Below are 15,263 nucleotides of genomic sequence, written 5' to 3' on the forward strand. Positions count from 1 at the left end.
GGCGTCATCACTCTCGGCACCTGTTTTGTCTCCCGAATAGCGTGTCAACTCAGCAGAAATGCCTGCAAAACCACCAGAAAATACAGCAGTGAATTCTTGGGTTTGAGCAAAATTCGGGGAGACGATCAGACGAGTTATGACAGTGTTTCGTACGAAGGGTGGAAGCGATAAAACAGGGTTTCGGGCACCGGAGAAATGAGCGGCGGACGTCACACCGTACCAGCCAGGAAGCCATTAATTTTTATCGTTAAAAAGCTTTGGATTTTCGGGCAATCTCAGCTGAAAGGTGAAGGAATGAAATTCTGATTTTTGGTCATGCTGCTAACCGGTATAAGTAGCAAACCCAAGGTTGAGAACATAGGGTAGTTCAGAGCGATTCTATACGAAAGTCAGTAAAGACTCTGGGGACAAACCCGAGAGATTGATCCCACATTTCTACCGTCCATTCCATTAAAAAGTAAGAAAGTACCTGTAAACAAAAAAGCAGCCCCGACACAAGTGGGGCTGCTCTCTCATTTAGTACCGGGATTTTCGACGCACGTCAGATCCTTTCCAGTTTTACGGGATACGTTTTCTTAGCGTTCCACTGGCAGATATAGATGTTCTTGTCATTATCGATGCATACGTCGTGGCAGTGCATAAGCTGAGGGTAGTTCTGCACCATCAGTTGCAGTTCGCCGTTTCGGTATTCGGGTTTAGTGCCGCCGGGGTTCGAGATCACCTTATCGTTTTTGTCAAGGATCGTCACAAAGCCGGAATTTGGCGTCTGATTGAGGTACTTCAGGCGCGACCAGCAGACACCTGCATAAAGATTGTCATCATCCAGCACAGGGCGGCAAACGAAGGCGCCGGGAAGGAATATTGTTGACAGGTACTTGCCATCCAGCGTGAACCGCTTGAAAGAGTTATGCACCCGTGAAGTCACGAGCAGGGTAGGATTAGCTTTATTGCGGTAGTCGACAGCCACGCCGTGCGCAGTGGCAAACTGATCTTCACCATCGCCGGGACCACCGAATTTGTCTATGAACTCACCCTTTGGCGTATAGCGAAGTACCCACTGCGAGCCGTAGCCGTCGGCAACATAGATCGTTCCGTCCGGTCCAATGGCCGTTTCGGTGGGTTTAAAGTTCATCTTTTCTTCGTAGGCACCTACCTTCGACGGATGCTCTATTGTCAAAAGTACCTTTCCCTTCATGTCTGTTTTTACAACCTTTCCCAAATTGGGATCTGAGATGAAGAGGAATTCCTCACCGTTGGCGTTCCATAGGGTCAGGCCGTGGCCTCCGGGGTATTCGTGTCCCCAACTGTCGAGCAGTTTGCCCGAGCGGTCATACACCAGGATATTGTTCTTGACCTCGTCGCCTACCATGATAAGCCGCCCCTTGCTGTCCTGCACCATTTCATGGCAGTTATTGATCGGAAACTCTGACGAATCGAGATTTCCCCATCCTAAGTGCACTTTGTACTTATGCGTACCGTGGCCGATAATTTCCCCGTTTGTTTTAGGCCGAGCGTTCAGGATGTAGAAGGGTTTGAAGGTCAGTGCGGTAGCAGCGAGCGCCGTGCCCTTTAAAAAAGACCGGCGTGAAGGGGGTGTTTTCATGAGTAAAGTTAGGATTGCCTGTTTTCAAAAAGTATAAAGGGAGATCCCCTTTCGATATACTAATTTCCTTATAGGCGTGATGGTAAATCGTACTGCGTTGGAATCCACGCTGGTGCGATTTTTATGTTAATTATTCAAGTCGATTCTTGATTCATTCGTGAAACGACGGTAATTTTTTTTCACGTTCACGCGTTGATTTTACACGAGTTCATAGTTTACATAAACCCTGAACTTCTTTTTCAATTTTACTCCATTTTAATTCAATAATACCATGAAAGCAATCTTACAATCTGTCTGCCTGACTTTGCTGCTGATGCTGAGCGCACTTGCCCAGGGGCAGGATATTTCAGTATCGGGCAAGGTGACAGGGGCCGACGGCAGCGGCCTACCGGGCGTCAACGTGCTGCTTAAGGGCACTACGTTAGGCGTTCCGACGGATGTTGAAGGAAATTACACCATTTCTGTTCCTTCTGAAAACTCGACTCTGGTTTTTTCCATGATCGGCATGACACCCAAGGAAATGGTAGTTGGCAACAAGACCAGCATTGACATAACGCTTGAAGATGATGTCAGGGCCTTGAACGAGGTAGTTGTAATCGGTTACGGAACGGCGAGCAAGCGCGACCTCACGGGCAGTATCGTCACCGTGAAAGGCTCGGAAATAGCCGATAAACCAAACGTCAACCCCGTTTCGGCCTTGCAGGGACGCGTGGCCGGGCTTTCGGTGGTCAATTCAGGGCGTCCCGGTGAATCGCCCGATGTGCGTATTCGTGGTACCAACTCGATTAATGGCGCCAGTCCCGTTTATATTGTAGACGGCATTCTGAACGACAATATCAATTTCCTGAATCCGGCAGATATCGAGTCCATTGAAGTATTGAAGGATCCGTCTTCTCTGGCGATCTTCGGCGTGCGGGGTGCCAACGGTGCCATCGCTATCACAACCAAAAAAGCTGCTGCCGGGCAACTGAATGTGAATTTCAATACAACGGTGGGTTTTAAGCAGGTCCAGAAAAAGATGGATTTGGCCAACGCTGACCAGTTCAAGGAGCTCTACAACGAACAACTCGCCAACCAAGGCGCGGCACCCTATAACTACACCAATTGGACAGGCAATACCGATTGGCAGGATCAGATTTTTCAGAAAGGTGTTCTGAACTACGACAACCTGAGCGTTTCCGGAGCTACTGAAAAGAATAAGTTCTACATGGGCCTTGGCTACGTGACTGAGGAAGGGATTATCAAGAATGAGCAATACCAGAAGATCACGGTCAACCTGAACGACGAACTGAATGTGACTAAGTCATTGAAATTCGGCGTCAATTTCAACGCCTATAAGGCCAATCTTCCTGTAAATAAGGGCGTGGGGGCGGCCATCCGGGCTGTACCGATTGCCCCCGTCCGTGATGAAGCCAGCGGCTTGTACCATACGCTGCCCGATTTCCAGAGAGCACAGGTTTATAATCCGTTGGTTGATGTGGATTTGCAAAAGAACACCGCCATCAACCGGGAGTACCGTGGAGTAGGTAGTATTTTCGGACAGGTGTTCTTTCTGAAAGACTTTAACTTCAAAGCGACGCTTTACGCTGACTACGGATTCAATACAGGCCGTTCGTATCAGCCGCTGATTACAGTTTTCAATCCTGAGATTGTCGGCGACGATAAGCGTGACAACCTGGTGCGGCAGACTTCGGTCAACCAGAACCAGAATATTTTCACCAAGCTGCAGCAAGACTACCTGCTGACGTACGCCAAGAAATTTGGTGGCCACGATGTCACGGTACTAGGTGGGGTTACTACCTACTATCGTAGCTTCGAGAATACCTCCTCATCCGTCCAGCAGGGTTCTAGCTTCCCTATTCCCAATAATCCACAATACTGGTATGTAGATAACGTGGGTGACCCATCCAGCAAGCGGGGCAGCGGTTCGGCCTGGGAATCGGCGACACTTTCTTATTTGGGTCGGGTGTTATACAATTATAATGGAAAGTACCTGCTAAACGCTTCTTTCCGCCGCGATGGTAGTTCAGCCTTTACAGGCGCGGGCCGCTGGCAGAACTTTGGCGCCATTGGCGCAGGTTGGCTGGTGAGTGAAGAGGATTTCTTCAAAAGCCAGAGTGTTATTGATTATTTGAAAATCAAAGGCTCATGGGGTATCCTGGGTAGCCAGAACATTGACGATCGGTATCGCTATCCCGCTTATCCGACGCTTACAGCGGCAAATTCGGGAGTATTTGGCGACAATGTGGTGGCGGCTCTGCAAAATGAGTACTTGTACGACCCCAACCTACATTGGGAGAACATCCGGGCATTTGAAGCTGGCTTTGAACTCTATACCCTTAAAAACCGACTGTTCCTGGAAGCGAATTATTATAATAAGCTGACCAACGACATTCTGGCGCTCATTCCGGGCGCGGCGGGTACCGCTCCTGGTCTTACCAATGCGGGTCAAATTTCCAACCAGGGAATCGAATTGACGGCTACCTGGAATCAGGACGTCACCAGCGACTTCTCGTACAGCATCAACGGAAACTTTACTACGCTCAATAACCAGGTGAAGCAGCTTGCAACGCAGGGTTTTGCTATCATCAACGGAGCTTCCCGGACTACCGAAGGATTCCCGATTGGATACTTTTATGGGTACAAAGTAGCGGGTGTTTACCAAAATGATATTGACGTCGTAAAATCCGCTCCCAGTTCCATAGGAGACGTGGCTCCCGGTGATCTGAAATACGCTGACACGAACGGCGATGGTTTCATCACTGAGGCCGACCGCACCATTATCGGTAATCCGACCCCCGACTTCACTTACGGCATCAATCTTACAGCTAATTACAAAGGTTTTGACATCGGAATTCAGGGCACGGGCGTATATGGAAACGAAATCTTTCGTGACTGGAACCGAGGTACTTTCGCGCAATTCAATTACCAAACCTCCCGGCTTGATCGTTGGAATGGCGCGGGAACTTCTAACTGGGAGCCTGTGCTGAATACCGGACGCTCAAACAACTACCTCATTTCGTCGTATTGGATTGAGGATGGCAGCTATTTCCGCATCCGAAATGTACAGTTGGGGTATAATTTCAGAAAAGAACTGCTTACCCGTATAAAATTGAAGTCGTTGCGGGTGTTTGTGAATGCACAAAACCTTGCGACGTTCACCAATAGCTCGGGCTTTACACCTGAAATAGGCGGTAGTACTATCTCCTTCGGTGTGGACAATGGTACGTATCCGCTACCGGCGATTTATACGTTTGGTCTGAATGTTAATTTTTAAGGACACAAGGTATTTTGTCGTTAATAAAACGGATTCCAAGGATTTTTAAATCTTAAACAAGCGTATAGCGCTTATGAAAAATATGAAAATGAATTTTTTAAAATCAACTAAATCAGCCGCCACCATTGCTTTCATTGGCCTGGTGACGCTTGCTGGCTGTAACGATTTTTTGGATCGTGAACCATTAGGTCGTTATACCGAGAAAGATATTCCTGCGGGCTCTTTTGACAGCCAGGTATTCGGCGTTTATGCCAGAATGCGGGCTTTCGGCGTATCGGCATTGCCTTACATCGCTGTTCATAATATCCGCTCCGATGATGCCGTTAAAGGCAGTTCCGTTACGGACGGTGTAGAAGCAGAAAACGTATTTGATAAGTTTCAGTATATTAAAGACCAAGGTCTGATAAACAGTTACTGGAGCGATCATTACGCGTTAATCAACGCAGCCAACGCAGTTATCTCCGATATTGATTCAGTAGGAGCCACCGACGATGGTACACAAATCAATTTGGCAGAGGCCAAGTTCATGCGGGCTTATGCATATTTTAACTTAGTGCGTACTTACGGCGAAGTGCCTAAGATCGACTTTAAAGTGACTGACGCAGCTCAGGCTAATATACCTAAATCGTCAACAACCGAAATCTTTACTTTGATCGACAGTGACTTGCAGGCCGCCGCCGCATCGCTTCCTGCAACATGGGACAGCCAGTACCGCGGACGGCTAACTCAGGGAGCTGCGCAGGCTTTGCAGGCCAAGACCTTCCTGTGGCGGAAAAACTGGACCAGCGCCCTCGCTTCGGCCAAGCAGGTAATCAATTCGGGAAATTATAGCTTAGTGTCCGATTACAGCAGCATTTTCCGGGAAGCGGGCGAGAATAATGCTGAGTCTATCTTAGAGATTCAGGCTTACTATGATATATCCCAAACGGGATTGGGTATTCAGTACGCTCAAGTACAGGGCGTTCGTGGTTCAGGGACATTCGACTTAGGTTGGGGCTGGAACACACCTACCGATTCATTGGCCAATGCTTTTGAGAAAGGAGATCCGCGCAAGGATGCCACGCTGTTGTACTCCGGGCAGGTCAATGCCCCCTTCAATGAAAATATTCCGCCAGCCACCACCAGTATTCCAAGCCCTTACTGGAATAAGAAAGTTTATACCAATCCGGTAGATCGGGCGGCTAAAAACAGCCGTTTCGGTCAGTGGATGAACCTGCGGGTAATTCGGTACGCCGATGTCCTGCTGTGGGCCGCCGAAGCTGCCAATGAGCTGGGGGGTGAACAAAACACTACGGATGCGCTTGGTTGGTTGGAAATGGTTCGTGCCAGGGCGCGGGCCGGTAACACTACCGTATTACCCAAAATCACTACGACGGATCAGGCCAAACTGCGCGAAGCTATTCGTCACGAGCGGCGCGTAGAGTTGGGTATGGAGAATGAACGCTTCTTTGATCTTGTACGCTGGGGAATCGCGGACGAAGTACTTCGCCCGCTGGGTTATCAACCCCGCAATCGCTATCTACCTATCCCACAGGGAGAGATTGATAAATCGCAAGGTGTACTGGTGCAGAATCCAGAGTACTAAAAATGGGGTTAACTAGTGACGGAAAAGTCACAGAACAGACCGATAAGCCACTTTTAAAAATGAGTAAAATGGAAAAGACAATAATAAAATTTTGCCTCCTGCTTATGGCAGTGACGGCATTCTCGTGCCAAAATATGGTACGACCTGATTTTGACTATGTTTCGGACGATGATCCAAGCCTGAATGCTCCTTTGCAACGACTTTTTGCGTTTGAAGGATCGCCCGTAGATAGTATTCTGGGATTACGGGGAACTGCTACCGGGGTCTCCTACATCGATGGCGTGAGTGGCAAAGCCTACAAAGGATCACCCACTGGACAGATTGTGTACAATACGGCTGGCAAACTGGCCACGATGGATAGTTTTACTTTTGCTTTCTGGATGAAACTCGACGAGCGGAATGGCGGAGCGCAGACTGTATTCGTGCTGCCTCGCACCGATGATTTTTGGGGCAACACTTTTATGCTCATTGATGGAGCGGCCGTAAATGATTCTATGCTGGTCAAGTTCAATTTTGCAGGTAACTGGATTGAATTTAATGGGAATGGGACCAAAACGAATGGCCTCAACCGCTGGCCCGATGCCTACGGCAAGTGGAAGCACGTCGCCTTCACGTACGACGCAACTACTTCTACCTTTGCTACTTATCTGGATGGGAATAAACTACCCCTAGATGCTTCCGTTACAGATCGCTTCAAGCCTAAGAAGAACCCTGACGATCCTAACGAAATCCCTGAACCCTTGGGTGCGCTTAAATTCACAAATGCTTCGAAGTTCATCCTTGGCGGCTTTCAGCAGCAGGCAGGAATTTATGGTGCCCCAGCCAACTGGATGATACATTATCTGGGCGCACTGGACCAATTCCGGGTTTACACCACAGCGCTGTCGGAGAGTGAAATCAAAGACCTTTATAACAAGAAAATGTAAATATTCGGTAACTAGATAAGCTATCAAATCTAATTGTATAAATTCTAAAAAAAGCTACTACTTTCTCATGGTAGCTTTTTTTATGCAATCAAATCTACTTATGCGACGCCCTTAGCTTACTTTCTACAATAAAGGATAGGTTGGGCAAAGTGGGGCGCAGAGTGAACTCAACGCCGCTTAGCTTATTGGATTAATATTACTTTTTGATAAAGTCAACTCTTTCTCTAACCTTGAATTTTCCATTGTTAAATCCCTGTTCTCATTCTCAAGATAGCGGCAGTACCAACGTTGGCTTTCTATCATCTTCAAATACACGTTTCGAGCATTCTCATCTAATAATGTAATTGGTTTTTCATCGTCAATAGAACTAGGCTCTATAATTGTAATTCGCCACTCAGGATCAATCAACCCTAGCACGTTAATCTGTAATATCTTTGCCAGAGGGACTAAATATGGTAGTTTGGGATACGAAACGTCGTTTTCCCAACCAGCGTAAGTGGTTTCAGGGACTCCTATTTCGTCGCTAACTTCTCTTCTGGATAGGTTCTTTGCGATTCTAGCTTTCATAAGCTTGGTGCCTACCTGTAAAGCTGTCGTAGCTTTGTCTTTATTTTTCATATTATCGCTTCTGTGGCTGAAGGGAAAGCAATAATACAAAGTAATAAAGTTATATCAAATTATTCAACAAGTAGACTTTTCCATTGCGAATACCCTATTTTTCGTAGATTTTATGCGAAAAGTCGTATTGTTGGTTAGCGTATACCTCCTAAATTTGTCATAGTTAATATTAGATAGGGGATATTTAGAAGCGTAAAGTGAATAAATTTTAGTAGCGTAGGTGCTATCTAGTCATGAATGAATTATCAAAACCCATAATATAGGAAATTTGGCTTTTCAGTTGCTCATTTAATTCACAAAATATCTAAACTGTCATAAATCATGAAAACGTCTTTTTATCTTCTCATTTTTTCACTCCTAGTCGAAACTGTAGGATGCGCGCAAGATTTGCCCTCAGATACTCCCACTGAATCCTTTCCATCTCGTCTATTGCCCAGCCTTCATCCAATAGGTAATAATCAGGAATTGGTGACATCCTCTATTACTTACAACTCGTCCTTGGAACCTAATAATTGGTTCAACACAAATATGGGAAAAGCTGAATTGGGACAAATTTCAACAGAAAGTAACCCTATAAGCATGGTCGCTTTCGGTGGTGGCCTTACTGCTGGGGTAATGAATGGGGGGCTTTACAGGGAAGGACAGCAGTTTGCTTACCCCAATCTAGTTGCGCATCAAATGGGGATTTCTGATTTTCAAAGTCCTCTTTTTTCAGAAGAAGAGGCTAACGGTACTGGATTCTTAGTATTAAATAGCTCGAAAGGCACCCCTCCTTCTTGGAGGAAAGTGGAAAATAATCTTGCTAAAGAAGAGCTTGGAAATCCACCTTCAATAAGCCCATTCAATAGCTTGGTTCACAATTATGGTGTACCAGAAGGCTTGGTCGATGCTCTGTTCGTAAAGCTTGGTGTGAATAACACTCTCAAGTTTCAACCTTATTTATGGCGAATAATTCCAAAAGAGGTTAACAGGGAGCAGTCTATGCTTGAATTTGCTAAAGATAAGACTCCCTATAATTTTGTCTTATATGAAGATTATTTTGATGGATTCATCCGTGGTATACTTAATACACCCGGTATCAACTTATATTCTTTCTATGGCCCAGCTTCTTTAAACACTGGTCCATCAATCGCTAACGACCGGATACTTGGGGAAATTTTCTATAAAGGAAGCAAAGGAGTCTTATTTACGATTCCCCGCTATCAAGATTTAGCTATGATGAGATGGTTTCCAGTAAACAGCGATAATCAAGCAGTAAAAGATGCGCTCAAAGCCTACAAACCTCAATTTGTTGACGACAAAACAAAGCCCGTTTATTTACTTCCTACTTCTAATGTGGTAAAATTGTTTCAAGGCCAATCTATTTCATTAACGGATGGTGATATAATTACAGCTTTTGAGGAATCTCTGAGCGACCCTGAATGGGAGGGAGGACATAACTCACAGATTAGGGCGCAGGCGAAAAAGCATGGATTTGCATTAGTAGATCTTTCATTGATATATCATAAGATAAACCAGGGAAATTTTTTAACTGATGATGGAGTGAAAATAGATGGATCCATATACGGAAATTTTTTCTCTTCTGACGGTATATATCCAGGCCCAATCGGTCATGCGGTAATTGCGAATGAAGTGATAAAGGCTATCAACAAGGCATATAGCTCGAAAATACCACTTATAAATATAACTCAGTTTGCTGAAACTATAAAATGAAACTATAAATAGCTCATTCTCGAAATTTGAAGTTTTTTGACTCAAAACTTATAGTTGTCTCCGTTATAATTCAAATACCTAAACTGTATCCTCATGAAAAAGATTATAACTGTTTGTTTATTAATAGGACTCTGTTGTTCCTTTAACGTGGCTGCGCAGTCTGTGCTTTTGACTTACCCCATCAATTATTCCGTACTACAGCGTAATAATAGTAATCAGGCAGTTGTTTTGATTGCAGGACAAGTTTTGTCATCTGGTAGCCTTAGCAGCTACGGATGGTGCTATCGCATCAAAACACTTAACTCGAGCGGAGGTGTCACTAGTACAAGTTCACCTACTTTTTTTAGTTATCAGAGCACTGGCCTTTTTTACGAGCCTATAACGTTGGCTGCTGGCTGGTATATGGTTGATATATGTGTGTATAGTGGTGGAAGTGAAACCCTCCTAGCTAGTCGGAAAGTAGGCGTGGGGGATGTATATATTGCTGCTGGACAATCAAATGCACAAGGAGTGAGTGCTGGACTTCCATCCGTATCAGGTTTCCCAGAGTGGATAGTCGGACTTAATTATGATGGGAACTGTACGGATTTACCACCTAGCTTAGAGAGCGGTTCTAGTTTTACGAGTTTTTATTCGTTATCTGATCCATCTAAACAGAATCATCGCATTGGGCCTACTGGAAACAATGTCTGGGATTATGCTTATTTGGGAAAAAGACTTTCTGATCAAAACTCAGGAATGCCAATAGCTTTCTTTAACGCAGCATCAGGCGGAAGTACAGTGACAACATGGTATCAAGGTGCCCAACATATTAGTGCTCCGAATGGGTATCCACCAAGTAACGGAGGTCAGTTTTGCGATATTGGTGTCTATCCTGGTCCATCCTTTATTGGGCAACCATATACTCCTCTAAAAACATCGCTTAATTATCATGCTTCTAGATTTGGAGTACGAGCTATTTTATGGCATCAGGGAGAAGCTGATGCAGATGCTAACTTAGCTGCTTCATATAGAGTTTCAAGCTCATCTGAGTATACAAACAAGTTGAATTATGTTATTGACAAGTCACGTACTGATTTTGGCAATTCTAACCTAAGTTGGTACATCTCAAAAGTCTCAATTGTAAATAGCCAGAACCCCGTTGCTTTAATCCGTACTGGGCAAGCTAATGTCGTATCAACCTCTTCTAATAAATTACAAGGTCCAGATACTGATTATTTGACGACAGAAGCTGCAGGTATTTTGACAATCAATAAAAGAAATCCTTCGGATGGCACACATTTTGACAATAACTATAATGCTGGCTTGCAATTCTTGGGTGACAAGTGGTACGACGCTATTTCCTCTAACGGAGGTAATCGAATCTCGGCTGTAACTGTACCAGTCCTAACTGTAACTAAATCTGGATCCAACAGAATTCTGACTGTCCCAAGTGGATATTCTGAATACAGATGGGGTACCGATATATATAGTACTACTAGTACTGGAACTTCTAACACTTATACAATTTCTCAGGCTAGTCCTATCTATCGATGTTTTGTGAAGAATAGTTCAGGAAACTGGCAGGTAACGCAAGGATATATGCCTTATTGCTCTTCTTGCCGTACCAGTGCTGAAGAAGAACTTTTATTTTCTGATAATGAGGAGTATAAAGAATCGGCTTTGAAAGTATACCCTTCGCCTTTTTCAAGAGAGTTTAATGTTGAATTCAATGTTCCTACTAAGAGTGACGTACGTTTAGATATTGTAGATGAAAAAGGCGTAGTAATGAAGGTTATTACCGATAATATTCACGCGACAGGAAATTGGAAATATCCAATTTCTGGTGCAAACTTTACTGCAAATTCAATTTATTTTTGTCGACTGAAAGTTGGAGATATATATACTATTAAAAAAATCATTAAGGTTGAGTAAATTCTTCCAAGGTTTTTTTCGAAAGCAATATCAAATATATATTACAAGAAAACGTAAAGGATTTCAAAGACCTTCTTAAAAAAATTGCGCGGCTACTGGCCGCGCAGTTTTTTTTCCAGCTCTTCTGCCATAGGTACCAGTACGTGGTCCTCAATGATGGCGTGCTTGCGAAGTTCAAGCTCAAAGAGCTCAACCTGATTGAGGAAAACGCGGTAGGGCAACGGCGTAGTTTCGTACTCAGAGTACCGCTTGATGATGATGCTGACCTCCTTTAACTCGTCCTCAATGGAATCGTGATGGTCAGTAAACTGGGCGATGGAAGCCGTTGCGAGCAGTTCGGCTATTTCTTCTTTGGGCATATCGCCCTGCACAGCCTTCACGAGTCGTTTGATATAAGGAAAAAACTCCCGCTCCTCCATCTTTACGTGTTCAATCAGGTCGTTTTTGTAGTCATTGAAGAAGAAGCAGAGTTCAGCCAGCAATTCGTGGGTTTTGCCGTAACGGCTAAAAATATGCAGCAGCGACTGCTCAATTTCGGGTAGTTTCTTGGTGAGGTAGTAGCGGTGCGTTGCCTGCAGATAGGTTAGGATCTCGCCGATAGAAAACTTTCTGATTTTCTGGTAAGGAAAGTCGCGGTCATCATCGTACAGGTCGAAGATTAATTCCAGTAGTTCGTTATCCAGAGCTACCGGGTTGGCCTCGGCGGTATCCAGCCGCTCAGTTACCGATTGGTGCAGCAGGCTGCCGTTAATCAATTCATCGTGGGCGTTGGGTTTCATGGCGGCGGCTTATCTCTAAAAAAATTGGCCCTAAAATTAACGCCAAAGGAGGAAGAATGAAAGGGGATGAGTGGGATACTGCAAATTTCCTCTCCCAATCGTCTTCATTCTTTTCCGGTCTACCTTGCGTAAGGAGCCAATTCATAATTCGCTTTCACCTCTATGATCTGCGCAATTTTTACAAAAACAATCTTGGGCACCTCGATCTTGTGGTCCACCAAGGCAACGTCAAAAGTTGAATCGATGCTTATTTTATCCCCCTGTACGGTCAAAGTACCTTGTAGTGAGCGGGATTGACTCACCCCGTGTACTGTAAAAGTACCCGATGCGGATAGTTGGTAGGTGCCGTTTTTCGAAAAATCCACGGGTTGATCCAGCTTACCCTTAAAAGTAGCCTTGGGGTACTTTGCCGATTCCATATAGTTTTCGTTGAAATGTTCCTCCATGAGCTCATTCGGAAAGTCAAAGTCGCGCATATTCATCAGTACGGCCATTTCGCCGGTTGTAACGTCTAGCAACACCTGAGTCTTTTTATTGACAGCATTGATGTCTTCAGCGGGAGTACTCGAATGAAAGGAAGTTTGACCGGATGTGGTGGCGTAACGTTTGGTCTGCGCTAGGGTTTTTTCTGAAAGAAAAGAAAGTCCGCAAACCAGGCAAAATGCACTAAGTAGTATCTTCATAACCGTAAAATTTCAAAAGTGGCAAGCCGCTCGTGTCCAATCCTCATCGAAATCGTCGTCCTGCAATTAATGGCGGACGGCAATTCTGTTGAGGTTAGCCTTTAAGCAGGTCATCAGTTGACGACAGGGTTTTTCTTTTTGTTGAAACTGAAAGTCCGGGAGATATTGAATCCATAATGCACATCGCCCTGATCCCAAGCACCTGTTGTTTCGCCGATAAACTGCTTTTCGATCATTCCCAGCGAATTGGTGAAATGCAGTTGAAAAACGTGACCACCTGTTTCAATATCCACACCTACTGCCAGAGAATTATGGTAAGGCAAGTCGTCCTTTTGCTCCCGGAAAGCGTAGAAGTATTCTGCGTTAATTGACACGCGTCGGCTTACCTTCAATCGTCCGCCTATGCCAAATGCTAATAGTAAACGCTGATCCTCATCGAGTTCTGGTTTGTTGCGGTAGAGATAAGTCGGGGAAAGTTGTAACGAAAGACTTTCGTTAACCTTCCGCGCTATGAGCACTTGTCCGGTATAAGTCAGCTTGTCCTGAAAACTGAACGTTTCGCCGGGAACGAACGACTTCTGAGTGCGAATGACCGTACTGCCAAAAAGCGTTACGGATACCGGAATCCGCCCGGGGGTCTGGTGCAGAAGTCGGTACTTTGCAAAAAAATCGTATGCTTTCTGCTCTCCGCTACGGCCTACACCGATCATCAGGTCATCAGTCAGGCCATACTCAAATCCCATCCGCATCACGGCCTGATCCAGCCCGAAAAGCTCGTAGGCTCCTGAGTTGAGCCGCCCGAAGCGATGCGAAATGCGGAAGTCGAGGTGGTTACGCTTGACCGTCTCGACCGATTGGCCGTTAATGATCCGCGTAGACTTGAAAGTCGCGACTACCGGAACGGGTAGAATATCGGTCTGAGCTTCCAGCTGGCCTAACAAATCATCCTGCGCTGCTACAAACATTGGGGCGATAATGATCCCTAAAACTAACCAAAATTGTTTCATATAGCTTTATTATGCTTTCACGTTCAGTGAGTTACCGTCTGCGCTGAGCGTTGTCTTAAAGACGGTGAGGGGCGAAGTCGCCGGGCCTTTCTGAACGGTGCCGTCCAGTTTAAATTCTGAACCGTGATTGGGGCACAGGATGTCGGTACTTGCGGATCGATAGTTGACAGTGGTTCCCTGATGAGTGCAGGCTTTTGATAAGGCCACGTAATTTTTATTTGCCGTAGCAATCACGATCGTATCACCAATGATGGAAAATTCTCCGGTCGTCTTGAGTTTCTTAAAGTCGTCTGAGGTTAGGTCAACATTGAAATTGATGCCACCACCCGTTGTTGTTCCCGTCACGGCTGCAGAGCCACCGGGAGGCGTCGGAGTTGGATCATCGTCTTTAGTGCTACACGAGCTAAGTGTGGTACCCATGCAGTAAAAAGCCATCAGGGCTGAGGTACTCAATCCCATGCTTCTCAAAAATGCTCCTCTGCTTACTGTGTTTTGCTCTTTCGTCTCCATCGTTTTATTGTTTTTTGTGATAGGTTGTGGTTAAGACATTTTACTTTCTAAATTCGGGCGAATAACGGATCGAAAACCAGATGCCGGTCGTGTAGAGGTTTACCTTTCCGATACCTACCCCGCGCAGAGGGATCCTGACATAAGGCTCGGCTATTAGTGAAAGACGTTTAGTGATGAACCGCTCATAGCCCACCGAGGCGTTGGCGTGGCTGAATAGGTTCCAGCCCGAAGGCTTCTTGCTTTCCCACCTAGACATAGCTCCTGGATAGTAGGTGTCGTACTCATAAGTATACTTCTCCTTCTGCATCTTGTAAGAAGACACACCTGCTCCCACAAACCAGCGTGACGCGGGCCGCTGACTAATATCGAAACGAATATTGAGCGGCAGCTCAAACACTGTGCAACTACCGTCGACACTGCTGGGGCCCTGCGGCTGTTTGTAAGCCCAGGTCCATTCATATTCGCTGCCCTTTGCCTGGTACGTTTTCAGACTTCGGATGATACCCGTTTGCAACGACCAGCGACGGGCGATGCTGCCTTCCACCAGCAATGAAGCAGCCGGACCGGGATTCATCGAATGCATCATTTGTGATAGCCGAACCACGCTGATGTCAGGAGAAATGCCCAATCGAACCGACCACTTGGGTA

At 45.5% G+C, this 15,263-nt stretch carries 11 protein-coding genes and 1 pseudogene; 5 read left to right on the forward strand and 7 right to left on the reverse strand.

The features are described 5' to 3' along the window. Positions 1-541: 541 nt before the first annotated feature. Positions 542-1,603 (reverse strand): 6-bladed beta-propeller, encoded by a 1,062-nt coding sequence (locus IE117_RS03090; protein WP_189562872.1) that lies wholly within the window; start codon positions 1,601-1,603, stop codon positions 542-544. A gap of 271 nt (positions 1,604-1,874) precedes the next feature. Between IE117_RS03090 and IE117_RS03095 the strand changes: the two genes are divergently transcribed. The 3 genes from IE117_RS03095 to IE117_RS03105 all read left to right on the forward strand — a co-directional run bounded on the left by IE117_RS03095 (position 1,875) and on the right by IE117_RS03105 (position 7,391). Continuing rightward, positions 1,875-4,880, forward strand: a complete 3,006-nt coding sequence (locus IE117_RS03095) for a SusC/RagA family TonB-linked outer membrane protein (RefSeq protein ID WP_189562873.1) — start codon at positions 1,875-1,877, stop codon at positions 4,878-4,880. 82 nt (positions 4,881-4,962) lie between these two features. After that, a complete protein-coding gene (locus IE117_RS03100) occupies positions 4,963-6,465 on the forward strand; it encodes a RagB/SusD family nutrient uptake outer membrane protein (protein WP_189562874.1) in 1,503 nt (500 codons plus the stop codon). Positions 6,466-6,599: 134 nt separating this feature from the next. Further along, a complete protein-coding gene (locus IE117_RS03105) occupies positions 6,600-7,391 on the forward strand; it encodes a LamG-like jellyroll fold domain-containing protein (RefSeq protein WP_189562875.1) in 792 nt (263 codons plus the stop codon). Positions 7,392-7,568: 177 nt separating this feature from the next. On the opposite strand, the gene IE117_RS03110 is transcribed toward IE117_RS03105, so the two are convergent. Continuing rightward, positions 7,569-8,009 carry a helix-turn-helix domain-containing protein gene (locus tag IE117_RS03110; protein WP_189562876.1) on the reverse strand — a complete coding sequence of 147 codons (441 nt, stop codon included), beginning with the start codon at positions 8,007-8,009 and terminating at the stop codon, positions 7,569-7,571. 321 nt (positions 8,010-8,330) lie between these two features. Between IE117_RS03110 and IE117_RS03115 the strand changes: the two genes are divergently transcribed. Together IE117_RS03115 and IE117_RS03120 are read left to right on the forward strand one after the other, a co-directional pair. Beyond that, on the forward strand, positions 8,331-9,722 hold the full coding sequence (locus IE117_RS03115; RefSeq protein ID WP_189562877.1) for an SGNH/GDSL hydrolase family protein: 1,392 nt from the start codon (positions 8,331-8,333) through the stop codon (positions 9,720-9,722). Positions 9,723-9,815: 93 nt separating this feature from the next. Next, complete coding sequence (locus tag IE117_RS03120) at positions 9,816-11,636, forward strand: sialate O-acetylesterase (protein ID WP_189562878.1); 1,821 nt, start codon at positions 9,816-9,818, stop codon at positions 11,634-11,636. A 92-nt stretch (positions 11,637-11,728) separates the two neighbouring features. Here the strand turns inward: IE117_RS03120 and IE117_RS03125 are convergent, their stop codons facing one another. The 5 genes and pseudogenes from IE117_RS03125 to IE117_RS03145 form a co-directional block, all read right to left on the reverse strand. After that, a complete protein-coding gene (locus IE117_RS03125) occupies positions 11,729-12,415 on the reverse strand; it encodes a hemerythrin (RefSeq protein ID WP_189562879.1) in 687 nt (228 codons plus the stop codon). A 119-nt stretch (positions 12,416-12,534) separates the two neighbouring features. Then, positions 12,535-13,098: a YceI family protein gene (locus tag IE117_RS03130; RefSeq protein WP_189562880.1), complete on the reverse strand. Its 564-nt coding sequence runs from the start codon at positions 13,096-13,098 to the stop codon at positions 12,535-12,537. A 113-nt stretch (positions 13,099-13,211) separates the two neighbouring features. Next, positions 13,212-14,105, reverse strand: coding sequence for a DUF5777 family beta-barrel protein (locus IE117_RS03135; RefSeq protein WP_189562881.1), 894 nt, complete (start codon positions 14,103-14,105; stop codon positions 13,212-13,214). Positions 14,106-14,114: 9 nt separating this feature from the next. Further along, positions 14,115-14,615, reverse strand: coding sequence for a QcrA and Rieske domain-containing protein (locus IE117_RS03140; RefSeq protein ID WP_189562882.1), 501 nt, complete (start codon positions 14,613-14,615; stop codon positions 14,115-14,117). A 40-nt stretch (positions 14,616-14,655) separates the two neighbouring features. After that, a pseudogene (locus IE117_RS03145) lies at positions 14,656-15,263 on the reverse strand (hypothetical protein); the annotation flags it as partial.

It is taken from the genome of Persicitalea jodogahamensis (genome assembly GCF_014651615.1).
In the GTDB taxonomy this organism is placed as follows: Bacteria; Bacteroidota; Bacteroidia; order Cytophagales; family Spirosomataceae; genus Persicitalea; species Persicitalea jodogahamensis.

Excerpts from the sequence above, each read along its gene's own strand:
- IE117_RS03140 (WP_189562882.1), bottom strand. The coding sequence starts at position 14,615 with ATGGAGACGAAAGAGCAAAACACAGTAAGCAGAGGAGCATTTTTGAGA.
- IE117_RS03100 (WP_189562874.1), top strand. The coding sequence starts at position 4,963 with ATGAAAATGAATTTTTTAAAATCAACTAAATCAGCCGCCACCATTGCT.
- IE117_RS03130 (WP_189562880.1), bottom strand. The coding sequence starts at position 13,098 with ATGAAGATACTACTTAGTGCATTTTGCCTGGTTTGCGGACTTTCTTTT.
- IE117_RS03135 (WP_189562881.1), bottom strand. The coding sequence starts at position 14,105 with ATGAAACAATTTTGGTTAGTTTTAGGGATCATTATCGCCCCAATGTTT.
- IE117_RS03095 (WP_189562873.1), top strand. The coding sequence starts at position 1,875 with ATGAAAGCAATCTTACAATCTGTCTGCCTGACTTTGCTGCTGATGCTG.
- IE117_RS03090 (WP_189562872.1), bottom strand. The coding sequence starts at position 1,603 with ATGAAAACACCCCCTTCACGCCGGTCTTTTTTAAAGGGCACGGCGCTC.
- IE117_RS03110 (WP_189562876.1), bottom strand. The coding sequence starts at position 8,009 with ATGAAAAATAAAGACAAAGCTACGACAGCTTTACAGGTAGGCACCAAG.
- IE117_RS03120 (WP_189562878.1), top strand. The coding sequence starts at position 9,816 with ATGAAAAAGATTATAACTGTTTGTTTATTAATAGGACTCTGTTGTTCC.
- IE117_RS03125 (WP_189562879.1), bottom strand. The coding sequence starts at position 12,415 with ATGAAACCCAACGCCCACGATGAATTGATTAACGGCAGCCTGCTGCAC.
- IE117_RS03115 (WP_189562877.1), top strand. The coding sequence starts at position 8,331 with ATGAAAACGTCTTTTTATCTTCTCATTTTTTCACTCCTAGTCGAAACT.
- IE117_RS03105 (WP_189562875.1), top strand. The coding sequence starts at position 6,600 with ATGGTACGACCTGATTTTGACTATGTTTCGGACGATGATCCAAGCCTG.